We start from the raw sequence: 24,109 nt of genomic DNA, 5'->3' as shown, positions 1-24,109 counted from the left end.
TCGGTTATTCCTCTGTCGGCATGTGCAGGTACATCGACTGGATGCCGACCCGGCCGGGCCCGGTGAAGCGGTTGACGATGAAATTCATGTTGGCGCCGAAGAAGCCGCTCGACAGGCGGTCGATCTTGGTTTCCATCCTGACCGAGACATCCTTGAACAGCCAGCCGCCCGGCTCGATGTCGATGGTCTCGCCAGCGGCCAGCGTCTTTTCGAAGACATTGCCGTAACCATGCAGCCAGACGATGCCGTCGCCGGCATCGCCGCGAAACCGGTCGATGAAGAAGCCGCTCTGGCCGAGCAGCATCGTCGCCAGGCCGCGCACGCGCTCGAAGGTATAGTCGACATTGCCGGTGGCGGCGAGAAACTGGTGCTCGCGCACCTGGACCTCCTCGCCGCGCCGGAGATGGATCGGCACGATATTGCCGGGCCCATCGCGGCTGAAGGCAATGATGCCCGCCCCCGATGCTTCGGTGACGAAGATCTGCATGCCGGCCATCATCCGCTTCAGCGCACCCTTCAGCGACTTCAGGCCGATGGTGATGGTCGAATTCTTCCACAACAGGATGTGGTGCTCGAAATAGACGGGCATGCGCGTCACATCGACCGAAAGCACCGGCACCAGTTCGCGTGGTAGGTGACGTCGCCAAAGGTTTCGTCCGACACCTCTGTCGGCATCAGTTCCGGCAAGCTCGGCATGATCCCCCCTCGCGCCGCCTGCGTGCCGGTTCGTTCCCGCTTCCGCATGGTCAGCTACAGCAGCTTTGGTGCCGGCGCCTCATGCCGTCAAACGAAAACAGCCGCTTTATCGCGCCGCTCGCGCGAAGGTGATCCAGACAGGTGCGCTGCAGGGATCAGCCGAGCAGAGGCCTGCGGTAGACGAGCGTTGGCTTTCCCAAGGCACCGGTGTGGTCGCCGACATCGCCGGATCGCACGAAGCCGTTCGCCTCGTAGAAGGCGATGGCCCGCGTGTTCTGCTCCTCCACCTCCACACGGATGGCGCGGGCTTCCGGAAAACTTTCGATGATCTCGTCAAGGAGCATGCCGCCGATACCCCGGCCTTGCAGGTCCGGAAGCACATAGATCTGTTTCAGCATGATCAGTTCGGCACCCTCGGCAAACGCCATGCCACCAATGCGCTTGCCGTCATCGGCAACGAGGAATTCGCTGTTCGGCTTGGCAAGCCGCGCCTTCAACGAGGCGATCGAGTGCCATTCGTCGGTGATCTCGGTGACCCGTTCGGCGCCATAGATGGCGTCATAGGTCGCATGCCAGGTCTCGACCAGCAGCGCACGGACGGCAACAAGGTCGCGCTCTCCGGCGGTGCGGACGAACATGAGTTCTCTCCCCGCCTATGCTGTGACCGGCTTGTAGCGGAAGTCGACCACGGCAACCAGCACGACCCAGACCAGAAGCACCATGCTGCCCGGCATGTTGGCCGCCATGGCGGTGCCGGAGAAACCGGTTGCCGCGGTCGCGAAACCGCCGACCAGGACACCGACAGCGCCGACGCCGCCAAGCAGGGACAGCCATAACGGACAGCGCCTGGCCTGACGCAGGGCGACATTGGCGAGCAGAACCGTCAAGCCGAGCAGCATGGCGCTGATCGCGGCAAAGCCGACCTCGATCTGGCGCACGGCGAAGGCGGCGCTGAACAGCGACGGCTTTGACGCCGCATCGGCCATCGCCCAGGCATCGACCACCGCTTTCAGCGCAATGCCGTCGACGGCCTGCAAGGCAGCTGCCGACGCCAGCGATGCCGCGCCGAACAGGATCGTCAGAAGGGCCCAGCCGCGAAGCGGGGCGTCGGACAGACGGCCAAGGATCAGCACCAGGCCGGCGACCATCGACAGGACGCCGGCAAGCTGCGCCATGTGGCTGAACAACCAGATGTGGTCGGCGGCATATTCCCCGAAGGCGGCAAGCGCGTCATTCGGGTCCTCATGCATCGGGTGCAGCGACGTGCCGACAAAAAGCAGCACGGCGCCGGCAATCAACATGGCCGACGAGACGCTTGCCGGGTTGCCCCGATTTGCGTCTCCGCTCATTGATCGGCGATGCCGAGCTTGGCCTTGACGAGGTCGTTGACGGCCTGCGGGTTGGCCTTGCCGCCGGTCGCCTTCATCACCTGGCCGACGAACCAGCCGGCCATGCTCGGCTTGGCGCGCGCCTGTTCGACCTTGTCGGGATTGGCAGCGATCACCTCGTCGACGGCCTTCTCGATGGCGCCGGTGTCGGTAACCTGCTTCATGCCACGGCTCTCGACCAACTGGCGCGGATCGCCGCCCTCGTTCCAGACGATCTCGAACAGGTCCTTGGCGATCTTGCCGGAGATGGTGCCATCCTTGATCAGATCGATGACCGCGCCGAGCTGATCGGGCGAAACCGGAGCGTTTTCAATATCCTTGCCGGCCTTGTTCAATTGCCCGAGCAGATCGTTGATGACCCAGTTGGCGGCCAGCTTGCCGTCGCGGCCGGCGGCCACCTTCTCGAAATAATCGGCGATCGGCTTTTCCGAAACCAGGATCGAAGCGTCATAGGTCGACAGGCCGAGCGACGCGATCAGCCGCGCCTTCTTGTCGTCGGGCAATTCCGGCAATTCCCCGGCCAGCGCATCGACATAGGCCTGGTCGAATTCCAGCGGCAAGAGGTCGGGATCGGGGAAATAGCGGTAGTCATGCGCCTCTTCCTTGGTGCGCATCGAGCGTGTCTCGCCCTTGACCGCATCGAACAGCCGCGTTTCCTGATCGATCTTGCCGCCATCCTCCAGAATGGCGATCTGGCGGCGCGCCTCATAGTCGATGGCCTGGCCGATGAAGCGGATCGAATTGACGTTCTTGATCTCGCAGCGCGTGCCGAACTCGCCGCCGGGCTTGCGCACCGAGACGTTGACGTCGGCGCGCATCGAGCCTTCGTCCATGTTGCCGTCGCAGGTGCCGAGATAGCGCACGATGGTGCGCAGCTTGGTGACATAGGCCTTGGCCTCATCGGCCGAACGCATGTCGGGCTTGGAGACGATCTCCATCAGCGCCACGCCGGAGCGGTTGAGGTCGACATAGGACATGGTCGGATGCTGGTCGTGCATCGACTTGCCGGCATCCTGCTCCAGATGCAGCCGCTCGATGCCGACCTCGATGTCCTCGAACTCGCCCTGGCGGTCGGGGCCGACCGAGACGGTCACCGTGCCCTCGCCGACGATGGGCTGCTTGAACTGCGAAATCTGATAGCCCTGTGGCAGGTCTGGATAGAAATAATTCTTCCGATCGAAAACCGACTTGTGGTTGATCTGCGCCTTCAGGCCAAGGCCGGTGCGGATCGCCTGCTTGACGCATTCCTCGTTGATCACCGGCAGCATCCCCGGCATGGCGGCGTCGACCAGGCTGACATTGGCGTTGGGGGCTGCGCCGAAAGCGGTCGAGGCGCCGGAAAACAACTTTGCTTGCGAGGTGATCTGCGCATGAACCTCGAGACCGATGATGATCTCCCAGTCGCCGGTGGCGCCCGGGATCAGGCGTTTTGCGTCGGGGGTACGGGTATCGATGAGGGTCATGGCGGCCTGCGGATTGCGGTGACTGAACTCAGGTTTGAACGTGAATTTCACGTCGAACGTGGAAGTCATTCGCTAGTGCAAACCGCCAAAAGAGACAAGCGCAAAGCCACAGGCTGGTCTTTTCAGCCGCTTCGCCGCCGCGCGGGCTTGAATTCGTCCGTTCCGAACTCGACCACAGGTGGTCTTTGGCTCCGCCGGTCGGTCACCGGCCGGCGGTTTCGTTCGCCGCTCAAGCCGTGGCGATGTAGGCCCTGATCTCCTCGGCTTCGCGCTCGACATCCTCGATGCGGCGCTTGACCACGTCGCCGATCGACACGATGCCATCGAGCATGCCGTCTTTTTCCACCGGCAGATGGCGGAACCGGCCCTTGGTCATGATCTCCATCACCTCGTTGACGGTGTGGTTCTCATTGCAGATCTTCACCTTCGGCGTCATTGCCGAACGCACGGCGATATCGAGCGCGGCTCCACCTTCCCTGGCGACAACCCGCACGATGTCGCGCTCTGAAAGAATGCCGACGATCTTGTGATCGCCATTGGTGATGACCAGCGCGCCAATCTTGTGTTCGGCAAGGATGCGGATGGCTTCGCTAAGCTTTTCGTTCGGCCCGAGCGTCAATACGTCGTGGCCTTTTTTCTCGAGAATTGCCTTAACCGTCATGGCGTCCTCCTCTGCTTTGACTGCCGGTTCTTGCCCTGACCGGCCTTCACATAAGAGTGAACATCGTGCGCCGTGATCGGTTGCATTTCAAGTGCGACGGTCGCTGGTCTCCCATTCGGGCGCCTGCCGTCGCCTGTCGAACCAGCGCAGGCCGAAGAAGCCGGCGACGAAGCCGCCAATATGGGCCTCCCAGGCGATCTGGCCGTCTATTCCAGGGGCAAAGCCGAGCAGGCCGGTGGCGAGATTGATGATCATCCACACGGCAAGGAAGATCACCACGCCGCGCGAGCGTAGGACGATTGCGATTGGCAGCACCGGGCCGGCGAAGGCAGCCTTGCCGGCCGATCGGTCGGTGCGGAAACCAAAACGCGCGGCAGCGCCCATCATGCCTGATATAGCGCCCGATGCCCCGACCAGCGGCGCCTCTCCGTACGGATGCATGGCCCAGAAAAGCGCAACCGAAGCCAGCCCGGTCACGGCAAAGAACAGTGCGAACCAGAGCGTCCCCAGACGATTTGCCAATGGCGAACCGAAAGCGGCGAGCCAGACCATGTTGATGGCGATATGGGCAAAGCTGCCATGCATGAAGGCGTAGGTGAACGGGCGAGAGAAAAGGAACCAGTCGAAGCCGTATTGCCCGGTATAGAGAACAGGGATGAAGGCCCCATCGTAAAGCAGCGTCAGTTGCTGCGCCTCGGTCAGCACGTACTGCTGCAACAGATAGACGGCCACGCAGATGCCGATCACCGCAAGCACGACAGGTGGCAGATTGAACACCGGCTCGCGCCGCCGTTCTGGTACATCCTCGATTGGCTCTATTTCCGAGGGGCCTACTGGTTCGCTCATATGGAATTGCACTCAAGCAGTGGATTCGGGTTCGTGCATCTAGATCACCCCCGAACGAACCGCAAACGGCGAATCGCCCCATCGCGAATCAAAAAAGAAGCCGTCCAAGGTTTCCCTTGAACGGCTGGTCGAGCCCCCTGCTCCCCTAAAACTCTTGACTGAAGTGCTGCCGATCGTTGCGAAACGACCGCTTCTGGAGTGGTTTTTATGTGCCATGGGGGCCGCCTCCATGCAACGTAAACCACTTGTTAACCTTAACGGCCCCGACCCGTGAACAAGTGTTAACGACGCTGGCACGCTTCCTGCTCCGCAACGCATGTAGGTCATCGGAGGGCGCCCTTCTGTTCACCGATGGGACATCAGACGACAGATTGCGCGGAGCAGCATAACATGAACCAGAACGGATCGATCACGCTGTTCCAATATTGGAACCGCCTGCGTGACGGACGCCCCGCCCCGAAGCGTTCGGAGGTCGAGCCGGCCGATATCAAGTCGCTGCTGGCCGATACGTTCATCCTGGAAAGGGACACGCGCGGGCAAGCCGTCTTCCGGCTGGCCGGCACCAGGCTTTGCGCCTGCTATGGCCGCGAGCTCAAGGGGTTCTCCTTTCCGTCGCTGTGGCGCGAGAAGGACCAGCGGCTCGTCTCGCGGCTGATCCATGGCGTCTTCGACCAGAAATCGGTGGTGCTCATCGTCTTTGAGGGTTTCAGCCGCAACGGCCGCTCCAACAGATTCGAACTGCTCGCGTTGCCGCTTGACGGCGGCGTCGAAAATCCGCGCTGCCTGGGCGTGATCAGCGCCGTGGAGAAGCCCTTCTGGCTGGGTGCCGATCCGATCACCGACGCCTTGATCGATTCGATCCGCGTCATCGATCCGGAGAAGGAACTCCTCAGCAACCGTCCGGCGATCGATGTTCCCTCGCTCGTTCCCGACGAACTCGCGGCACCCGAGACGATATCGGCGCTCGGCCGCGCGCGCCGCATCCGTCATCTCGTCGTCTTCGATGGCGGGCGCGAGGAGTAGGCAAATCTCGCCGCAACAGGGCCTGCTTTTGCCCTTTGTTAACCTGAATTGTTGTACTTCTCTGATGAAGTTCCTCGCATCGACGCGCGGGATGCCAAACGAGGTGTAGGCAGTCATGAGGTCAGCGGCGGTCGACTATGCGCCGTCCCACGCTGAAAGGCGCAACTTTCAGCGCGTCCGGGTCAAGATTTACGGGCGCTTCATGCTGGAAGACCGCACCGAACACCCCTGCCAGGTCGTCGACATGTCACCGGGCAATGTAGCACTTCGCACCGACCGCATTGGCATGCCCGGCGAAAAAGTCATCGCCTATATCGACCATATCGGCCGCATCGAAGGTGTCGTCACGCGCACCTTGCAGGACGGTTTCGCGATGACCGTCATCGCGTCGGACCGCAAGAAGGACAAGCTTGCCGCGCAATTGACCTGGCTTGCCAACAAGCACGAACTCGACCTGCCGGAAGACCGTCGGCACGAGCGCGTCGCGCCACGCAATCCGACCAGCGTGCTGCAGCTCACCGATGGCCGTCAGTACCAGTGCCGTATCATCGACCTGTCGCTCTCCGGCGCCGCGATCGAGATCGACGTCAAGCCGGCGATCGGCATCCAGGTCATGCTCGGCACCATGCGCGGGCAGATCGTCCGCCATTTCGAGGACGGCGTCGCCATCGAATTCGCCGTCATCCAGCGTCCCGAAACGCTCGATTCGGAATTCAACACGCCGCGCGCCTGACACGGCCCGACGGAAGCAATTCAGGAAACCGGCCCTCCGCGGCCGGTTTTTTGTGTTTCACGACATCGTTGACTGGAGCGCCTCGGCCAAGGTTGCGGCGACTGCCGGCAAGGCCTGCGTTACATCGGGTCCAACCCCAGGGAAATCCGAATAATTTAATACTCAAATAACTCAAATTTTACGTTTATTCTATTGACGTTTTACTCAATATCTACTTCGCACCTTTGCCTCAAATAAATCCACATGTGGCAATGTCTCCTTCGAACGGGGAGACTACAACAATGAAGAAGACGAGGGGCAAGCTGTTGCTGGCGGCAATGGCGATACAGCTTTCCGCTTGGGGATCAGCATATGCCGCGGGACCGGCCTATATGCACACCGGCGGACGCACCACGCAGCCTGTTGGCCATTATGAATTCTGCCAGCGCATACCTGGCGAATGCAGCGAAAGGACGCCCAAGGGCGCGCCGGTCGAACTGACCCGCAAATTGTGGGCGACGATCGTCAACATCAACAATTCGGTCAACACCAGGGTCAGGCCGCGCACCGACATGGAAAACTACGGTGTCGAGGAATACTGGGCCTATCCCGACAATGGCTATGGCGATTGCGAGGACTATGCCTTGGAAAAGCGCCGCGAATTGATGGATGCGGGCGTGCCCGCCGGCAACCTCTTGATGACGGTCGCGCGCCAGCCGAATGGCGACGGCCATGCGGTGCTGACCGTGCGCACCAACCTTGGAGAATTCATTCTCGACAATCTGGAAACCAAGGTGCTGGCCTGGACGGACACCGACTACACCTATCTCAAGCGCCAGTCTGACCAGAACTCCGGTGTTTGGGTGACAATCAACGACGGCCGCTCCGACGCGGTCGCCAGCGTCCGCTAGGGATAAAACAGAGATCAAGCGCGTTGCATGAAGGCGGCGCGCTTCAGGAGAAACCCGGTCGAGTCCCCACCCTCCCCGTCCCCAACGACCGGGTCAAAGGAGCCGGCCCCGTCCCCGGGCCGGCTCCGCCATTTCTGGTAACCGGGGCAAAACCGGTGGCGGACGCGGCGTTATGACTCGGGTGTATCGGGTTGGGGTGGGTGGCGGTTTGGCGGGCGGCGTGGTTCCATCAGGCCATGGCGGAGCCACCAGATTCTCGAACGCTGACCCCTGCGGACCTGCTCGACATGATCCTGCAGTTGCGGGCAGAGGTCGCCGGGCTTCGCGCCGAGAATGCGGCTCTGAAGGATGAGATCCGGCGTCTGAAAGGTCTACCGCCGCGCCCGACGCTGAAGCCGAGCGGGATGGAGCAGTCGTCCAAGCGGAACTCACCTGCGGCAACGGGTCCGAAGCGACGTGGCTCGAGCCGGGCGGTCGTCACCGAAGAGCGCCGTCTTTGTTATGAGCCGCCACCGGGCTCGCAGTTTGTGGGGCGGACAAGCTTCGTGGTGCAGGATCTGACGATCGGGGTGCGGGTGGTCCGCTATCATCGGGACCGCTGGCGTTTGCCGGATGGCCGGATCGTCGTCGCTCCGCTGCCGGACGGGGTCGACGGGCACTTCGGTTTGGAGCTTCGGCGTCTGGTGCTGTCGCTTTATCACCAGGGTCAATCGACCGTGGAGCGGATCGTCGCGTTGCTGCGCGACTTCGGCGTGTCGATCTCCAAGCGCCAGGTCGTGCGGATCCTGACCAGCAAGATCGACGCCTTTGTCGCCGAAGCGAAGCAGGTTCTGACGGCCGGGCTCGCTTCGGCCGGTTGGGTCAGCGTCGACGACACCGGGGCCCGCCATGGCGCGGTCAATGGCGTGTGCACGCAAATCGGCAATGACCGGTTCGCCGTGTTCACGACCACCAAGTCGAAGAGCCGGCTGAACTTCCTGCGGCTCCTGCACGGCGGGTCGGCCCGGTGGATCCTGAACGCCGCCTCACGCGCCTACATGCTGGAGCGCGGGCTGCCGGTGATCACGACGGATCTTCTGCATGCCGGGCGCGAGCCGTCCGGGTTCGAGGACGCGGCGTCATGGGACGCCCATCTGCTCGCCCATGGCCTGGAGCCCAAGGATGGCCCTCTGGACCCGTTCCGCATCGCCAGTGAAGGCGCGTTGTGGGGCGGTCTGACCGAGGCAAAGGCCCTCGACGGCACCGTCATCCTCAGTGATGGGGCGGGCCAGTTCGCAATCGGCGAGCACGCGCGGTGCTGGGTCCACATGGAGCGGCAGATCCATGCCCTCGATAGCTTCACCGACCCGCAGCGCCGCGCCAAGGCCCTGATCCAGAGCCGGATCTGGTGGCTCTACAACGACATCAAGGCGTGGTGTCTGGATCCCACGCCCCGAAGAGCCAGGGAACTGGCCCGGCGGTTCGACCGGATCGTCGGCATGAAGACCAGGTTCGTGACCCTCGACCGTCTGCTCGCGCGCATCCGGACCGACCGCCAAAGCTTCCTGAGGATCCTCCGACGCCCGGACATTCCGCTCCACACCAACGGCTCGGAGAACGATATCCGCAGCGTGGTGACCCGCCGCAAGATCAGCGGCGGAACCCACAGTGACCAGGGCCGTGCTGCCCGCGACACCATGCTCAGCATGATGAAGACCTGCAACAAGCTCGGTGTCAGCTTCTGGGATTATCTCGGCGATCGCCTCGGCATCCCTGGCAGCAAGATCCTACCGCTTCCCGTTCTCGTCGCCGCTCAGTGAACCCCAACAGCAGATCGACCCGCTCAAACGCCACCGGTTTTGCCCCGGTTACCATTTCTGGCGGTAACTCATTGAAATCTGGAGAAGTGGCACGATTCCGATAGCTTAGATTTCAGTTTGCGGCGCACGAGCGGCGGTTCGGCAATGGTTTCGCCGGCTTCAGGTCGAAGCTCGCGCCAACCGCAGGAAGTGTCGCATGCCGACCGAACCCCGATCACCGCGCCTCGCGGTTCTTATCGACGCCGACAACGCTTCCGCCAAGATTGTCGACGGCCTGTTCGAGGAGATCGCGAAGATTGGCGAAGCCAGCGTTCGCCGCATCTATGGTGACTTTTCAAACGCCCGGTCGAAGGGATGGGCTGACGTCTTGTCAAAGCATGCGATCATCCCGCAGCAGCAGTTCGCTTATACCACCGGGAAGAACGCGTCCGACATCACCCTGGTGATCGACGCAATGGACCTGCTTCATAGCGGTCGTTTCGACGGTTTCTGTCTGGTCTCTTCCGACAGTGATTTCACCCGGCTTGCTGCGCGCATACGCGAACAAGGCGTCGATGTGTTCGGGTTCGGGGAACAGAAAACTCCGGAAAGTTTCCGGCAAGCATGTCGCCGTTTCGTCTACACCGAAAATCTTCTGCGGGGCACCGTGAACACTCACGATACGGCGCCCGCAGCCAAGCCGCTTCAATCGCCCGGCGCTGCGATGCCCATGCTCAAGAAAGTCATTGGCCAGATGGAAAGTGAGGATGGTTGGGTGCTGCTCGGCACTTTCGGAAAACAGCTGTCAAACCTGTTTTCAGATTTTGATCCGCGTACCTACGGTTTCAGCAAACTGAGCGATCTGGTGAGGAGTACAGACGCGTTTGAAATCGAAACCCCGAAGGGCGGAGCCATGCGAATACGGACCAAGCCTGCGGCTGGGAAAAAGGGTAAAAACAAAGCCGCTTAGGAGAGCCACAGGTCACACCGACCCGCCAGGCGCATCAGACGACCGCCTTTCCACGGGCAGGAGATCGAGGCACTATGGCCGTTGGTTTCGCCTTCTGGATCACGGCGATGTTGGAAATCCCGGAAGATCGATGCGAGGGGCATCGTCTGTTCAAGGCGATCGACGACGCCTTCAAGGCCGGCGATTTCGAGAGCCTCGGCGTGGCGTTGGGCGGCTCGCCCCGCTGGTTCGACGAGCGCATGCCGTTCGAACTCGGCCTCGGGCATCCGCTGGAATATGCGATCTATTGGAGCCCTTTAGGCTTCATCTCGACCTTGCTGGATGCGGGCTCGGATTCGAATTATCAGGACCACGGCGGATTTCCGGCAATCATCGCGGCGCTGTCCACCGAGCGGGCCGACAGGCTGGAAATCGTGCGGGTGCTGATCGAGGGTGACGCCAACCCCGACATCCGGGGCGTGAACGACTGGACGCCGCTTCACTACTCGGTGGCCATCCGTAGCGTCGATGCGATCCGCCTGCTTTTGGCTGCGGGCGCCGACCCGGCGCTCGCAACCCGCATCGATGACTACAGGACAGCCGTCGAGGAAGCCGACATTGCCGGCTTTGAGGCCGGCGCTTCACTGCTGCGCGATGCGATGGCCAGGCGCAGATCCAACCGACGGTGAACTGGCGCGCAATGAAATTGATTGGCGGGCCAGGCCGGCCTCAAACCTTCTTCAATCCAGCCTTGAAGCGCTTGCCGTTGGCGACGTAATGCGCGGCCGAGCCGCGCAGTCTGGCAATCACTGCCTCGTCTAGCGTTCTTATCACCTTGGCCGGCGAGCCGACGATCAGCGAATTGTCCGGAAACTCCTTGCCTTCCGTGACCAGCGCACCGGCGCCGACGAGCGAGTTCTTGCCGATCCTGGCGCCGTTCAGCACGATCGCGCCCATGCCGATCAGGCTGTTGTCGCCGATCGTGCAGCCATGCAGCAAAGCGCGGTGGCCGATCGTGCAGCCTAGGCCGATGGTCAGCGGAAAGCCCGGATCGGTGTGCATGACCGTGTGTTCCTGCACATTGGTGTCGGCCCCAATGACAATAGGCTCATTGTCGCCGCGGATGACGGCGCCGAACCAGAAGCCGGCATTGCGGCCGACGCGTACGTCGCCGATCAGCGTCGCATCGGGCGCGATCCAGTTTGAGTCCGCATCCGCGAAGCTGGGCTCCGTTCCATCGATCGCATAAAGCGGCATTTTCGGTCTCCGAATCGTCTCAGGCTGGAAGACTGGAGCCTAGGAGACCGATCGTCCATGAGGCAATGGCGAGCACGACGACGCCCAGCGCCAGGACCCAGGCAATCGCCGTGCAGCCGCAGGACATCAGCACCAGGGTCGAAATGCGGCGCTGGCGCCGGGCATCGAGGGCGTCGTTGACCAGCATGAAGGGGCCAGCACAAGCGGTCGCGAGCAGCGAGCGCAACAGATGCGACGGCGACACGTAGGGCTCGGTGAAGGCGACCTTGCGGCCCGACACCAGCTCCATCATCGATCCGGCCAGCCCACAGGCCGTCAGTCCGACGACAAAAGCAAATACGGTGAGTTCCAGCGGGCCCATCTTTACGTTCCGTTTACCATGAAATTGCACAGTCGTGCCATGAAGGCTGCAAGAGCCGTGCCGTGCGATGTGTGCCGCCCAGGGACACCCAAAGGCGGACAGCACCCTGGATCCGAGGACTGAGATGAAGCAGGCAGCGATCGCCGACGGCCCCCAACTCACCGTGGTCGATTCCGTGCTGATGAAGCGGGTGTTCTACGCATTCGCGGCGCTGGCGCTGCTGTCGGTAGCGATCAGCCTTGCCGGCAAATGGTTCGGCCATTCGATCGCGATGGCCGGATATACCGACGACGCAACGATCCACAAGGTCGTGATCGGCAACAATGTCATCGCCGTGCCGGCCAACGTCGTTCGCTTCGCGCAGGCCCGGCGCGACGGCATCGCCTCGCGGCTCGACCTTTATCTGCGTTATCCCCAGATGGACGGCTACGGCGAGGCGGCGCGCGACGATTTCAATCACATGGGAGCAAGCAGGAACATCATCTTCCTGTCCTTCGAACAGCAGATGATGTCGCGCGACATGAGCGGCCGCTTCGCGCCGATCTACAGCGCGTTGATTACCCAGCCCGGCGTTGCGGGACCCGGCGCCACGACGGTGTACGGCTTCAATGAGAAATCAGGCTACCTGAACGAGGTGCTGGTTGTCGGCAAGCGCCCCGGCAAGGATCCGTTCGTAGCCCGCTGCCTGAGCGGGCCGAGTGCAGAGGAATCGCTGGCACCCTGCGAGCGCGACATCCAGGTCGGCGACGAACTCAGCCTCACCTATCGCTTCCCCAGGGAGTTTCTGGGCGATTGGCAGGCGCTAGACGCGGCAATCGCCACCGAAGCCGCGCACATCCTGAAAACAGGACATTAGGAAAGATCGGCTGGCCGGCCACGTTCGAGGCGGAGCCGGCCGAGCGCAAGATTGCTGGCTCAGGCCAGATCGATGTCGAGGATCGCCATCGAAAAATTGTAGTCGCCGTCGTCTTCGTCCTTGAAGACGATGCCGAGGAACTCGTCGCCGACATAGACTTCGGCCGAATCTTCCTTGCGCGGCCGTGCCTTGACCTCGAGCTTGGGGTTCTGGAAGACGCGCTTGAAATAGGCGTCCAGCTTTCTGATTTCGTCCGGCTTCAACAGTCTTCTCCGATCATCGGGCTTGCTCGTTCGAACGCGCTTCTGGCACGTCGACAATGGCGATGTAAAGGCAAGCGGCCCGATAAGCCGAGAACAACCGCCCGCTCCTGCCCCGCGACCGGCCGCAGGCAGCGGGCTCATGAAAATCAGATGTCGAAGCTGACGACCTGATCCATCGTCTGCGACGGCAGAAGCTGGTCCATCTGGCGCGACGGCTGATCGCAGCCGGTCTCGCCGACGACGCGGGCCGGCACGCCGGCAACCGTCTTGTTGTGCGGTACGGGCGACAGCACCACCGAGCCCGCCGCGATCTTCGAGCAATGGCCGACTTCGATGTTGCCGAGGATCTTGGCGCCGGCACCGATCAGCACACCGTAGCGGATCTTGGGATGGCGGTCGCCGCCGGCCTTGCCGGTGCCGCCCAGCGTCACGCCGTGCAGGATCGACACGTCGTCCTCGATGACCGCGGTCTCGCCGACGACGAGGCCGGTGGCGTGGTCGATGAAGATGCCCTTGCCGATGCGGGCGGCCGGATTGATGTCGGTCTGGAAGACCGACGACGAGCGGCTCTGCAGATAGAGGGCGAAATCCTTGCGGCCCTGCTTCCACAGCCAATGCGCCAACCGATGGGTCTGGATGGCATGAAAGCCCTTGAAATAGAGCACCGGCATGATGAAGCGGTCGCAGGCCGGATCGCGGTCGTAATAGGCCTGGATGTCGACACGCACGGTCGTCGGCCAGTCCTTGTCGTCGGCCAGCATCGACTTGAAGGTCTGGCGAATGAGATCCGAGCCGATGTCCTGATGGTCGAGCCGTTCGGCCAGCCGATGGATGACCGCCTCTTCCAGGCTGTCCTGGTTGAGGATCGTCGAATAGAGGAACGCGGCAAGCAGCGGGTCACGGTTGACCGCCTCCATCGCCTCGTCGCGAATCGAGCGCCAGATCGGGTCGACCGGCTGCAATGCGCTGTGTCGGGAAATGCTGATGCTGTTCATCGCCGTCTCGTCCTGCGTCCTGCCGGGCTCGCCTGTTGTGCCTGCCTGTCGTCTGGCCGCACATATAGGCTAGATCGTAGCACGATTGAACTCAATTTTCCTTAGTGCATTATCAAATGGATTTGGTTCGCGGGAATTCAAGCAGCCATGGAAAACGAACCCTTGATCGACGAACCGCTGAAAAGTGAGCTTTCAGCGCTCTACGCGGCGCAAGGCCGCCACTATCACAACCTTTCCCACATCGAGGCGATGTTGGCGCTGGCCGGCGAGTATCGAGGGGTGCTCGGCGATCCCGAAGCCGTCGAAGCGGCAATCTGGTTCCATGATGCCATCTATGACAGCAGGGCCAAGGACAACGAGGCACAAAGTGCCGCCCTTGCCGAGAAAAAGCTCGCGGGCCGCGCCGAAGCCGGGCGCCTCGACCGCATCTCGGCGATGATCGTCGCAACAGCCACGCACCAACTGCCGCTGTTTGACGACGCGGTCGCCACACGAGACGTCGGTCTTTTCCTCGACATGGATCTGTCGATCCTGGGTGCCGCACCAGATGCCTTCGACGCCTATGAGCGCGCGGTGCGGCGCGAATACGACTGGGTTGAGGAGCCTATGTGGCGGGCCGGCCGCAGCGCGGTCCTGAAGAATTTCCTCGCCCGCCCGCACATCTTCCACACCGAGGAGTTTCGCCGGCGCTTCGAACCGCAGGCCCGGGCGAACATGGCGCGGTCGCTGGCGGCTCTCACCGCGGGTTAAAAGCAATCAGTAAAAAGCGCCAATCGTCGATGCCATTGCCGTCAGGAGAGCCAGCCCCAGTCATCAACGACAGGAACGTTTGCCGAGCTTACCCCGCGCGACCGCACCCGGTGTGGCGGGCACGCTTCTCCCCACTGTGCCAGTGTCGCCCGCTCCCCGCGCCGTCCGCTCAGAGCGAATTTTCGGCATAGAACTCCAGCACGCGGTGCTTGAAGGTCTTGTCCCCGACCGCCAGCATATGGTCGCGGCCCTCGATGTGAAAGGCCCGGGCGTTGGGCATCAGTGCCGCAAGCTCATCGGGCGAGCCGCCAATATCGTCCGTCGTGCCGACGGCGATCAGCGTCGGCTGGGCGATGCGCGCAACATCATCCTCGCTCAGCAGTTCCCGCGACCTGGCGATGCAGGCGGCCAGCGCCCGGCGGTCGCTGCGGGTCTGATCGGCGAAGGCGCGAAACGATCGGCCGCGCGGATGGCCGGTTGCGGCGGGATCGTCGGCAAGCAGGGCCGCGGCGATCGGATCCCAATCGCCGACACCGTCGATCATGCCGATGCCGAGACCGCCGAAAACCAGCGTCGCCACCTTGTCCGGATCGGACAGCGCCAGGAACGCCGCGATGCGCGCGCCCATCGAATAGCCCATGACATGGGCGCGCTCGATGCCGAGATGGCCGAGCAAGGCGGCGGCATCCGAAGCCATCTTGGCCGGCGTGTAGTCGGCCTCGTCATAACTCTTCGACGACGATCCGTGGCCGCGATTGTCGAAGGCGATGGCACGGTAACCGGCATCGTTCAGCGTCTTGAACCAGCCGGGCGATACCCAATTGACGTAGTGGGTCGAGGCAAAGCCATGGATCATGAGCACCGGATCGCCCTCACCCGATGCCGGCTGGCGGTCGAGGAAGGCAAGATCGAAGCCGTCATGGGTGAAAAACTGCATCAGCGACCCCGCCTGCGCACTCAACCGGCACCGCCATTGGGCGCATCGCCATTGTCCGATGGCGGCATGCCGGGGCCAGACACCGTGCCAACGGCCGGATGGCGCAACAGGTCGCCATACTCGATGCCGTTCCTAGCGGCGGTGCCAGCTTTGAGTTCGAGCACGAAACGCACCGGTACGCCAGGCGAGATGATGGCCTCGGATTGCGGCTCGCCGTGCTTGATCGCCCGGATCTTGCCATCCTGGCCGACAAAGATCAGATCAAGCGGCATCGGCGTGTTCTGCATCCAGAAGCTAACCTGCTGCTGGATCTCGAACACGAACAACATGCCATGGTCGTCCGCCATGTCCTGGCGGTACATCAACCCAGCCTCGCGCTCCGCGGCGGTGTCGGCGACTTCGATGGAAAAAGAACGATCGCCGCCTTTCGTCACCACAACCAGCGGCGCCGGATCGACCGGAAGGATCATCGCCCTGCTGTCGGCCGCAGTCGGCCGGTCGGAATAGAAGTAAGCACCCGCGGCCACGACCACGGCGACAATGGCGCACACCACACCCGCCGTCAGCCAGTTCCTGTGAGCCATTCAAAATCCTCGACCGGAAAACGTCCTGAAGCGCGCCGCCTTGGGTCAGACCCGTGGGCATGCTTTCGGGCGACATGCCTTAGACCATGATCCCGAAAAGTGGAACCCGATTTTCTGCGACAAACGGAAACCGTTTGTCGAGAGATTATGGTCAAACGAAGAGGAGATAGAGCGCCATCCCGATCGGTCGGGATGGGCCACTTTGGACGACTGAATTAGTGCGAGACCGGCAAGGTCCCCATGTCGGGGTGAATCTCGGCAGCCATAAGGCCTTTGTCGCCGCGCCCGAAACGAACCAGCACGACCTGGCCCGGCCGAAGCTCTGTGATGCCGTAGCGGCGCAAGGTCTCCATATGGACGAAGATGTCCTCGGTGCCCTCGCCGCGGGTGAGAAACCCGAAACCCTTGGTGCGGTTGAACCATTTCACCAAAGCGCGTTCGAGGCCGCTTTCCGGCGTCACCGCGATATGGGTGCGCTGCTCCTGCATTTCGGCCGGATGGACGGCGGTGCTGACGTCCATGGAGAGCACCCGGAAGGCCTGCAATCCGCGATCGCCATGCTTGACGAGGCAGACCACGCGCGCGCCCTCCAGGGCTGTCTGGAAGCCGTCCCTTCGAAGACATGTCACATGGAGGAGGATGTCGCCCGAGATGCCGTCATCCGGGAGGATAAAACCATAGCCCTTGGCCACATCGAACCACTTGATGGCGCCGGCAATTTCGAGCAGATCGGCGGCGTCGCCGCCTTCGTCACGCTGCAAGGCGTCGGCAAGGGTTCCTTCCCGCCCCGTGAAAGAGGCCTTTTCCCCCATAAGAATGCCCCCTTTTTTCAAGAACACTGCAACTGATTCTTGACACTAGATTAACACCGCGACTTCCGGTGTGTGCAAGACCTGACGTGCCTTTTTTCACGGTTCATTGGGGGAATACCGGATTTGTTCTTTGCCGGCATTGCGCAGTGCCGAACGATTGCCCTTTGGCCGGGTCGACCCTATGTTGCGCCGCAACGCAATTTATCGAGGAAATCACATGCGCTATCTGCACACCATGGTCCGCGTCGCCGACGTCGATGCTTCGCTCGATTTCTACTGCGCCAAGCTCGGCCTCAAGGAGGTGCGCCGCTACGAAAACGAGCAAGGCCGCTTCACGCTGATCTTCCTCGCCGCGCCGGAAGACGAGGAGAGCGGCGTGAATGAAAAGGCGCCGCTGATCGAACTGACCTACAATTGGGATCCGGAAGACTACAAGGGCGGGCGCAATTTCGGCCACCTCGCCTATGAGGTCGACGACATCTACGCCACCTGCCAGCATCTGATGGACAATGGCGTCACCATCAACCGGCCGCCGCGCGACGGCAACATGGCCTTCATCAGGTCGCCGGACGGCATTTCGATCGAGCTCCTGCAAAAGGGCCCGGCCAAGGCCAAGGCCGAACCCTGGGCGTCGATGGCGAACACCGGAAGCTGGTAGGCCTCGACCTCAGCGGAAAATCGCGCGGCAGCCTTTGGCGTTTCGCGCGACGCAACCTATCTGCCCACGTATTGCGCCAGTTTGAGAAATCTGGCGCCATATCAAGCAATAGGCGCTTGCCCCTGGAGAATTCACTCATGCCGACCAGCCATGCCGATGTCGCCACCGAACATGCCAGCCGCTATTTGCAGCAGCTGTGCAAGCACTGGGCGCACAAATTCCCCGTCGAGTTCGATCCGCTCCATGGCACGATCGATCTCTCGCTCGGCCGCACCGTCATGGATGCCGATGCGGGCGCGCTGCATATCACGGTGTCGACGGAGGAAAGCGGATCGCTCGAGCGGCTGGAAAGCGTCGTTGCCGATCACATCAAGCGTTTTGCTTTCCGCGAAGAACTGACCTTCGACTGGAAGCCGGCCACGGCGGCATAAGCGGCTTAAGCTCCGTCCGCCTGACCGGCCATCTCCAGCAGGGCCAGCACCGAGCGCCAGTTGCGCGCGGTGCCCGGCACTTTCAGCGTGCGCGGGATCAACCCGGCAAAAACCGATTTGCCGAGCCCGTCCGGTGCGTGCAAATAGAGCACGTCGCCCTTGATCTCGAACCGCTCGGGACCGGTGCACTTTTCGGCCAGCCGCGCCACCTCATCGGCGGTCGGCTCGCGCTCCAGCACATAGGCGTGGAGCTTGGTGTGGTCCGCAGCCACTTCCGGATAGGGATTTTCGCTCACCGTCCGCTCGAACCAGCCGAGATCGCGCACCATGATGCGCGAATGGAAACCCCATTTCTTCTCGAAGGCTGCTTCGATCTGTCTCGTCAGCGTCGCCGCGTCACCCTTTTTCGCCCGAAGCACGGCATTGCCGCTCTGCACATAGGTGGTGACGTCGGAAAAGCCGAGATCCTCGAAGAACGACCGCAACTCCGCCATCTTGACGATGCGGTTGCCGCCGACGTTGATGCCGGAAAACAGCGCGACGAAGATTTTTCCCTGATCAGTCATCCGATCATCGGTCACTCATATGATGAACCCGGCCAATGTCTCGTTGTCGGTGATGTCCTGATACTGGACGCCCTCGGCCTCAAAATTCGCCTTGAGCAGGTCGAAATTGCGGCGGTCCTTGGTTTCGATGCCGATCAGCACCGAACCGAAATTGCGCGCCGATTTCTTCAGATATTCGAAGCGGGCGATGTCGTCGTCGGGGCCAAGCATTTCGAGGAAATCGCGCAACGCGCCTGGCCGCTGCGGAAAGCGGATGATGAAGTATTTCTTCAACCCCTCGAAGCGCAGCGCCCGCTCCTTGACGTCCGGCAGCCGCTCGAAATCGAAATTGCCGCCCGAAACCACTGCGACGATGGTCTTGCCCCTGATCTCCTTCTTCGAAAAATCCTTGAGCGCGTCGATTGCCAGCGCGCCGGCCGGCTCTAGCACGACGCCTTCGACGTTGAGCATCTCGATCATGGTGGCGCAGAGCCGGTTTTCCGGGATCAGCCGCACCGTGTCGGCCGGAAAATCCTTGAGATGCCGCAACGGCTCGCGGCCGATCTCGGCCACCGCGGCGCCATCGACGAAATTATCGACCTTGGCGAGCTTCAGGCGTTTTCCGGCAGCCAGGCTCTCACGCAGGCTTGGCGCGCCGGCCGGCTCGCAGAAGACGAAGCGCGCTTCCCGGTGCTGATCGGCGAAATAGTGGGTGACACCTGCGGCGAGCCCGCCGCCACCGACCGGCAGCAGCATGATGTCGGGCATGCGCGCGCCCGGCATCTGGTCGGCGATCTCATAAGCCACGGTCGCCTGGCCCTCGATGATGTCCTTATGGTCGAAGGGCGGCACCATATGGGCGCCGGAACTTTCGGTGAATTCGAAGGCGGTGCGATAGCAATCGTCGAAAAAGTCGCCGACCAGCCTGATCTCGACGAACTCGCCGCCGAACAGCCTGGTCTTGTCGATCTTCTGCTGCGGCGTCGTCACCGGCATGAACACCACGCCCCTTTTTCCGAAGTGGCGGCAGACGAACGCAAAGCCCTGTGCATGGTTGCCGGCGGACGCGCAGACGAACAGTTCGGCCTCGTTGCCCGCCGCGAGCGTCTTGCGGAAGAAGTTGAAGGCGCCACGGATCTTGTAGGACCGCACCGGCGACAGGTCCTCACGCTTCAACAGCACCCGCGCACCGGTCTTTTTCGACAGGTAGTCGTTCTCCTGCAGCGGCGTCTCCGGAAAGATCTGGCGGATCGCGGCGGCAGCAGTTGCAACGCGGGAAGAGAAACTGTTCATCGGAAAACCACCTCACACCGCATGTCGCCAGCAGAGCCTCTATCATTGATTGGGCCGAGCACCGGCTGTTGTTAAGTGCCCTGCCGTTGCGGGCCCGTTTTAGCCTATTGCATCCGCCTCAAGCCGGAGGTGCTGCTCTTCTCCAACATTCCGGCGTTTCTGCCGCCGTTTTGGCTTTCGCGCAACAGTGCGATGGCGGTAATCGGGCGCCGATCACATTTCGGCCGGACACGACTTAGTTCTGCCGCACTCTGGCTGTCCGGGAGGTGTCGCGGGGGGTAGACAGGCCTGTTGGCCGGAGTTGGAATTTCTAAGTGCCTTTGAAGAAGATCTTTGCCGTTGTCCTTACTTTGCTCGTCGCTGGCTGTGCCGGCACGCAAACACAGGAACTGCTTGGCAGCGCCATCGTCGCGACGCCGGTGACGGAGATTGCCGGCAACCACAGCATCTTCATCGCCACGACGCGCAAGAGATCCGACGATCCCAACAAGGTTTTCGACGGCGAGCGATCGGCCACGCTGAATTACGCCCGCGTCACTGTCACTGTGCCGGGCTCCCACCAGACCGGCCAGATCGAGCGCCGTTCGCGCGGCAAATCCGACGACCCGGCGAAATATTTCATGGCGTCCGAAGTCGTCGGCTACGATACGCAGCCGAAGTTCTCCAGCGCGCTCAACGCCGACATCGCGGCGCGCGGCGGCCGCGTCATGGTCTTCGTGCATGGCTACAACACCGGCTTCGACGACGCCGTCTACCGCTTGACCCAGATCGTCCATGATTCCGGCTATCCGGGCACGCCGGTGCTGTTTTCCTGGGCCTCGGGCGCCAAGACCACTGACTATGTCTATGACAAGGAGAGCGCCAGCGCGGCCCGCGACCAGCTCGAAGTGACCTTGAGGATGCTGGAACAGTCCGGCGCCCGGCGCATCGACATCGTCGCCCATTCGATGGGAACCTGGGTGACGATGGAAACGCTGCGCCAGTTGGCCATCACCGGCGACCGCGATCTCGGCGGCAAGCTCGGCGACGTGATGCTGGCCTCGCCCGACATCGACGTCGATGTGTTCAAGAGCCAGATGCGGCGCTACGGCAAGCCGGACAAGCCGTTCATCCTGCTGTTGTCCGACGACGATCGGGCGCTCAGGCTCTCCGGCCTGATCGCCGGCTCGCGGCCGCGCGTCGGCGACTACAAGGATGCCGCCGATCTTGCCTCCTACGGCGTGACGGTCGTCGACCTCTCCAAAGTCAAGGGAAGCGACAGCTTCAACCACACCAAATTCGCCGACAATCCCGAACTGGTGAAGATGATCGGCCAGCGGCTGCGCGACGATGACGGTTTTGCCAGCGACCGCGACGTGACCGATCGCATCGGCCTGCTCGGGCAATAGATTCGCGAGGCTTTCGCCGTGCCTGTTCAGCGTTGCGGACGTACCGGCTCACTTTGGACTGGACCGCGCCGGCCTCTGGCTTTATCGGAATAACCAGCGACGTCATGCGTTTGACGTCCCACTTGGACGGGAGCTGCAGTGTGACGAGCGTGAAGAGGTGCGCAGTACGTCGCGTGCGCGACTGCGCCGTCACCGGCTGAAACGACGGCCAGAATAGCACGATCTGACTCAACAAGACGACGGGCACGACTGACTTCGGAGGAGATCGCCCCGGGCCGATCGCATGACGATTTCGTCGCACCACCACGACGCCAGAGAGCGCGCCAGCGCACCAGGACACCCCGACAGCCGTCTCACGACGGCAACGCTCGCTGTTTACCGTGACCATGCTGTGCCGTGTCGACGTCACCGTTCCAAAAGCCATCAAGGTCCTGGCGCATCGCAGCGGGCCAAGGCACGACTCCGCAACACAGCAGCACTACCCGGCCACAGGATTTCACCGCACACGGGAAAACAGTCACTTTCAGAAGGCCGTCGCGCCGCAATTCGCCATACGGCGGTCGGCCGCCGACATGCCATCGCCCCCGCCCCCGCCCGCCCCCCCCCGCCCCCCCGCCCGCGGGCCAGACCCCGCCGCTGCTTGGGTTTCGTGCACGGCTTCACGAACAACGGCTCTCGCAGACGGCATCTACCGGCATGACGCAGATCGCCCACGACACGAAGTACCCGGCCAACGCCACGGGTTGCCTGCTCTACTCCGTGGGCCGTTCACAGCGGCAACGACGAACTCGTGTTAACGACTCTTGTACGCACAAGGGAATCCTTGTCTTTTAAACTCGCCTTCACCCGTCGCCCAACGCCCCGGCCGCCACGCGCTCCGACGACCCCTCCGAACCGACCGCACCGTCTCCCTGAAGGCCCCCCCTCACCTGCTGGGCCACACCGAACGGCAGGCCAAACGCAGCCTCATCAGGGACAATCACTCGACTCCCCACATGCCGTGCATGCGGACACACTCGACCCGGCCGGATATTCCGGTACGGGTTATTCGGAACCCCCGCAATCCGGAGGCCGCCTCGCCGCCAGCTCCGCATCAACCCACGGCCGATCAATGCCACGCGAGCCCTCCCGGCGCCGGGCTAACCACAAAGTCTAGTTCCCGGCTAATCCCCCCCCCTGCCTCCACACTCGTTCCCCATGGCCTCCGACCTCCCCGACCCTCTCCCCCCACCCCGGCCGCTTCCGATCGGTCCGTCAACGATCCCATCGCAGACTGCATCATACAGACCCTACACACTGCGGCCACCGATCACACCACCCCCACAAGCGAACCACCACGCACCGTACCTCCCCGAGTACCCGACAACTCACTGCCTGATATGGCAGCCGGCACACCCCCACCACCCCCCCACACTCCCCCTGCACTGATACAGGCGCCGCGACCCCCTATCCCAGGAAGCTATCGTTCAGTGAGTCCCCTGTCACATCACTCATCCTACGTCCACGGATGCGAAAGAGTCGTTCGTACAATGTTTTTTTCCACGTGATGAGACCCATCCCCCCATATGGCAAAGCAAGAAGGAACTAGAAAGCTACCCCCTAGCGTCTACTGAGGCAAATTCCGATCCACACTACGGCCCCCATCCCCCCCCCCCTCGACTATATTGATGTCCTTGACTTGGCTTTTTCCTTCTCCCTCCCCCCCCCTGCTTTCTCTGCCGTCCTCCCCTGCGTTCCCAGGTTTCACCACCCCGTCCCCTACCCCCTTCGGGCTTCTGGCACAGATCCCCGTTTTTCGGTCACGTCCCGACCTTCTTTCTCAGGCCTAATTGGGCCCCCCCCCCCCTCCGCGCGACCGCCTGACACCCACGCACTCAATATTCCACCCCCGCCCGACCAACCCCGATCGGTGCCTGCAATGATTGGGCGATCCCGTCCCCCCCCCCCCCGTGCCTTACGTTCCTCCCTCCCTGCCGACGCCGGCCCGTCCCGGCCCTTCGCCGCATACGCCCCGTGCATCAACCCCAGTAACACCCGATCCGGTGCCCAGCATCACCCCCCCCCCTCCTTCCATCACTAATCACTAGACCTTCTGCGCCTTACCGACCTAGTGCATCGGACCAACATCAGTACTGGCCGTTACCGGGTTCCGTGTTCGCCATTCGACAATCATCCTATAAAGCCTCCAAATAAAACCACGCGCTCCCCGTTCCAAGCCCCCCCGCAGCCGCTGGCAAAACATAAGCCATCCAGGTGGCTCCGCCTCCCCTCTCGGCCTCCCCCCATCACCATCCCCGATCATGTATGTGGTGTATGTGACACACACCCTACCCACCCCCCCGCGGCCACGGACCGACGGACTCACCGCCATGAACATACCCACCCCGCCACAATGTCGGGTTTCGTTTCTGGCCTCGGTTACCCGCGGGCTACCTGCCGACAAAACCCCCCCAGCACGATGGTTAATGGAACGGTATGTGATGGGGTTCCTCTGCCCGCGCTGGTGCTGTGCTGAGCCGCTGTATAGGCTGGATTCCTTACAGCGTGACGAT

26 protein-coding genes are annotated in these 24,109 nt (G+C 62.3%); 11 read left to right on the top strand and 15 right to left on the bottom strand.

Going from position 1 to position 24,109, the window contains the following annotated elements:
- Positions 1 to 4: 4 nt before the first annotated feature.
- The 6 genes from ACFSQT_RS07645 to ACFSQT_RS07620 form a co-directional block, all read right to left on the bottom strand.
- Positions 5 to 619 (bottom strand): AIM24 family protein, encoded by a 615-nt coding sequence (locus ACFSQT_RS07645; RefSeq protein ID WP_379017922.1) that lies wholly within the window; start codon positions 617 to 619, stop codon positions 5 to 7.
- A gap of 232 nt (positions 620 to 851) precedes the next feature.
- Positions 852 to 1,334, bottom strand: a complete 483-nt coding sequence (locus ACFSQT_RS07640; protein WP_379017921.1) for a GNAT family N-acetyltransferase — start codon at positions 1,332 to 1,334, stop codon at positions 852 to 854.
- Positions 1,335 to 1,349: 15 nt separating this feature from the next.
- The gene (locus ACFSQT_RS07635) at positions 1,350 to 2,045 is read right to left on the bottom strand and encodes a hypothetical protein (protein WP_379017920.1); all 696 of its coding nucleotides are present in this window, start codon (positions 2,043 to 2,045) and stop codon (positions 1,350 to 1,352) included.
- Positions 2,042 to 3,547, bottom strand: a complete 1,506-nt coding sequence (gene gatB / locus ACFSQT_RS07630; protein ID WP_379018014.1) for an Asp-tRNA(Asn)/Glu-tRNA(Gln) amidotransferase subunit GatB — start codon at positions 3,545 to 3,547, stop codon at positions 2,042 to 2,044. Before gatB ends, ACFSQT_RS07635 begins: the two co-directional genes overlap by 4 nt.
- Before the next feature lie 229 nt (positions 3,548 to 3,776).
- The gene (locus tag ACFSQT_RS07625) at positions 3,777 to 4,208 is read right to left on the bottom strand and encodes a CBS domain-containing protein (protein WP_379017919.1); all 432 of its coding nucleotides are present in this window, start codon (positions 4,206 to 4,208) and stop codon (positions 3,777 to 3,779) included.
- Between the two features lie 87 nt (positions 4,209 to 4,295).
- Complete coding sequence (locus ACFSQT_RS07620; RefSeq protein WP_379017918.1) at positions 4,296 to 5,054, bottom strand: rhomboid family intramembrane serine protease; 759 nt, start codon at positions 5,052 to 5,054, stop codon at positions 4,296 to 4,298.
- 390 nt (positions 5,055 to 5,444) lie between these two features.
- On the opposite strand from ACFSQT_RS07620, the gene ACFSQT_RS07615 reads away from it, so the two are divergent.
- From ACFSQT_RS07615 to ACFSQT_RS07590, 6 genes are all read left to right on the top strand, one after another.
- Positions 5,445 to 6,077 carry a PAS domain-containing protein gene (locus tag ACFSQT_RS07615; RefSeq protein WP_379017917.1) on the top strand — a complete coding sequence of 211 codons (633 nt, stop codon included), beginning with the start codon at positions 5,445 to 5,447 and terminating at the stop codon, positions 6,075 to 6,077.
- A 115-nt stretch (positions 6,078 to 6,192) separates the two neighbouring features.
- Complete coding sequence (locus tag ACFSQT_RS07610) at positions 6,193 to 6,810, top strand: PilZ domain-containing protein (RefSeq protein ID WP_379017916.1); 618 nt, start codon at positions 6,193 to 6,195, stop codon at positions 6,808 to 6,810.
- A 281-nt stretch (positions 6,811 to 7,091) separates the two neighbouring features.
- On the top strand, positions 7,092 to 7,700 hold the full coding sequence (locus ACFSQT_RS07605) for a transglutaminase-like cysteine peptidase (protein WP_379017915.1): 609 nt from the start codon (positions 7,092 to 7,094) through the stop codon (positions 7,698 to 7,700).
- 287 nt (positions 7,701 to 7,987) lie between these two features.
- Positions 7,988 to 9,499: an IS66 family transposase gene (locus tag ACFSQT_RS07600; RefSeq protein WP_379017914.1), complete on the top strand. Its 1,512-nt coding sequence runs from the start codon at positions 7,988 to 7,990 to the stop codon at positions 9,497 to 9,499.
- 196 nt (positions 9,500 to 9,695) lie between these two features.
- Positions 9,696 to 10,448 (top strand): NYN domain-containing protein, encoded by a 753-nt coding sequence (locus ACFSQT_RS07595; RefSeq protein WP_379017913.1) that lies wholly within the window; start codon positions 9,696 to 9,698, stop codon positions 10,446 to 10,448.
- A gap of 74 nt (positions 10,449 to 10,522) precedes the next feature.
- On the top strand, positions 10,523 to 11,116 hold the full coding sequence (locus ACFSQT_RS07590) for an ankyrin repeat domain-containing protein (RefSeq protein ID WP_379017912.1): 594 nt from the start codon (positions 10,523 to 10,525) through the stop codon (positions 11,114 to 11,116).
- 40 nt (positions 11,117 to 11,156) lie between these two features.
- Here the strand turns inward: ACFSQT_RS07590 and ACFSQT_RS07585 are convergent, their stop codons facing one another.
- The gene (locus tag ACFSQT_RS07585) at positions 11,157 to 11,684 is read right to left on the bottom strand and encodes a gamma carbonic anhydrase family protein (RefSeq protein WP_379017911.1); all 528 of its coding nucleotides are present in this window, start codon (positions 11,682 to 11,684) and stop codon (positions 11,157 to 11,159) included.
- A gap of 19 nt (positions 11,685 to 11,703) precedes the next feature.
- Positions 11,704 to 12,045, bottom strand: a complete 342-nt coding sequence (locus ACFSQT_RS07580) for a DUF6949 family protein (RefSeq protein WP_379017910.1) — start codon at positions 12,043 to 12,045, stop codon at positions 11,704 to 11,706.
- Between the two features lie 124 nt (positions 12,046 to 12,169).
- Between ACFSQT_RS07580 and ACFSQT_RS07575 the strand changes: the two genes are divergently transcribed.
- Complete coding sequence (locus tag ACFSQT_RS07575; RefSeq protein ID WP_379017909.1) at positions 12,170 to 12,901, top strand: hypothetical protein; 732 nt, start codon at positions 12,170 to 12,172, stop codon at positions 12,899 to 12,901.
- Between the two features lie 59 nt (positions 12,902 to 12,960).
- Here the strand turns inward: ACFSQT_RS07575 and ACFSQT_RS07570 are convergent, their stop codons facing one another.
- Positions 12,961 to 13,164 carry a DUF3126 family protein gene (locus ACFSQT_RS07570; RefSeq protein ID WP_006200852.1) on the bottom strand — a complete coding sequence of 68 codons (204 nt, stop codon included), beginning with the start codon at positions 13,162 to 13,164 and terminating at the stop codon, positions 12,961 to 12,963.
- Positions 13,165 to 13,310: 146 nt separating this feature from the next.
- A complete protein-coding gene (gene cysE / locus ACFSQT_RS07565) occupies positions 13,311 to 14,159 on the bottom strand; it encodes a serine O-acetyltransferase (RefSeq protein ID WP_379017908.1) in 849 nt (282 codons plus the stop codon).
- Positions 14,160 to 14,306: 147 nt separating this feature from the next.
- Between cysE and ACFSQT_RS07560 the strand changes: the two genes are divergently transcribed.
- On the top strand, positions 14,307 to 14,909 hold the full coding sequence (locus ACFSQT_RS07560) for an HD domain-containing protein (protein WP_379017907.1): 603 nt from the start codon (positions 14,307 to 14,309) through the stop codon (positions 14,907 to 14,909).
- Between the two features lie 169 nt (positions 14,910 to 15,078).
- On the opposite strand, the gene ACFSQT_RS07555 is transcribed toward ACFSQT_RS07560, so the two are convergent.
- The 3 genes from ACFSQT_RS07555 to ACFSQT_RS07545 form a co-directional block, all read right to left on the bottom strand.
- Positions 15,079 to 15,846 carry an alpha/beta fold hydrolase gene (locus ACFSQT_RS07555; protein ID WP_379017906.1) on the bottom strand — a complete coding sequence of 256 codons (768 nt, stop codon included), beginning with the start codon at positions 15,844 to 15,846 and terminating at the stop codon, positions 15,079 to 15,081.
- Between the two features lie 20 nt (positions 15,847 to 15,866).
- Positions 15,867 to 16,430, bottom strand: a complete 564-nt coding sequence (locus ACFSQT_RS07550; protein WP_379017905.1) for a DUF192 domain-containing protein — start codon at positions 16,428 to 16,430, stop codon at positions 15,867 to 15,869.
- Between the two features lie 215 nt (positions 16,431 to 16,645).
- Positions 16,646 to 17,242 carry a cold-shock protein gene (locus ACFSQT_RS07545; RefSeq protein ID WP_379017904.1) on the bottom strand — a complete coding sequence of 199 codons (597 nt, stop codon included), beginning with the start codon at positions 17,240 to 17,242 and terminating at the stop codon, positions 16,646 to 16,648.
- A gap of 217 nt (positions 17,243 to 17,459) precedes the next feature.
- Here ACFSQT_RS07545 and gloA point away from each other — a divergent pair, with 217 nt between their 5' ends.
- Entirely contained in the window at positions 17,460 to 17,900 is a 441-nt protein-coding gene (gene gloA, locus ACFSQT_RS07540) for a lactoylglutathione lyase (RefSeq protein WP_379017903.1), read from the top strand.
- Between the two features lie 137 nt (positions 17,901 to 18,037).
- Positions 18,038 to 18,331 (top strand): DUF2218 domain-containing protein, encoded by a 294-nt coding sequence (locus tag ACFSQT_RS07535; protein ID WP_379017902.1) that lies wholly within the window; start codon positions 18,038 to 18,040, stop codon positions 18,329 to 18,331.
- Positions 18,332 to 18,336: 5 nt separating this feature from the next.
- On the opposite strand, the gene ACFSQT_RS07530 is transcribed toward ACFSQT_RS07535, so the two are convergent.
- Positions 18,337 to 18,897 carry a DUF1697 domain-containing protein gene (locus tag ACFSQT_RS07530; protein ID WP_379017901.1) on the bottom strand — a complete coding sequence of 187 codons (561 nt, stop codon included), beginning with the start codon at positions 18,895 to 18,897 and terminating at the stop codon, positions 18,337 to 18,339.
- Positions 18,898 to 18,912: 15 nt separating this feature from the next.
- The gene (gene ilvA / locus ACFSQT_RS07525) at positions 18,913 to 20,169 is read right to left on the bottom strand and encodes a threonine ammonia-lyase IlvA (RefSeq protein ID WP_379017900.1); all 1,257 of its coding nucleotides are present in this window, start codon (positions 20,167 to 20,169) and stop codon (positions 18,913 to 18,915) included.
- A gap of 314 nt (positions 20,170 to 20,483) precedes the next feature.
- On the opposite strand from ilvA, the gene ACFSQT_RS07520 reads away from it, so the two are divergent.
- Positions 20,484 to 21,557, top strand: a complete 1,074-nt coding sequence (locus ACFSQT_RS07520) for an alpha/beta hydrolase (protein ID WP_379017899.1) — start codon at positions 20,484 to 20,486, stop codon at positions 21,555 to 21,557.
- Positions 21,558 to 24,109: the final 2,552 nt, after the last annotated feature.

The organism is Mesorhizobium calcicola (genome assembly GCF_042682105.1).
Taxonomy (GTDB): domain Bacteria; phylum Pseudomonadota; class Alphaproteobacteria; order Rhizobiales; family Rhizobiaceae; genus Mesorhizobium; species Mesorhizobium calcicola.
This window is presented reverse-complemented; position numbering and strand designations above follow the sequence as displayed.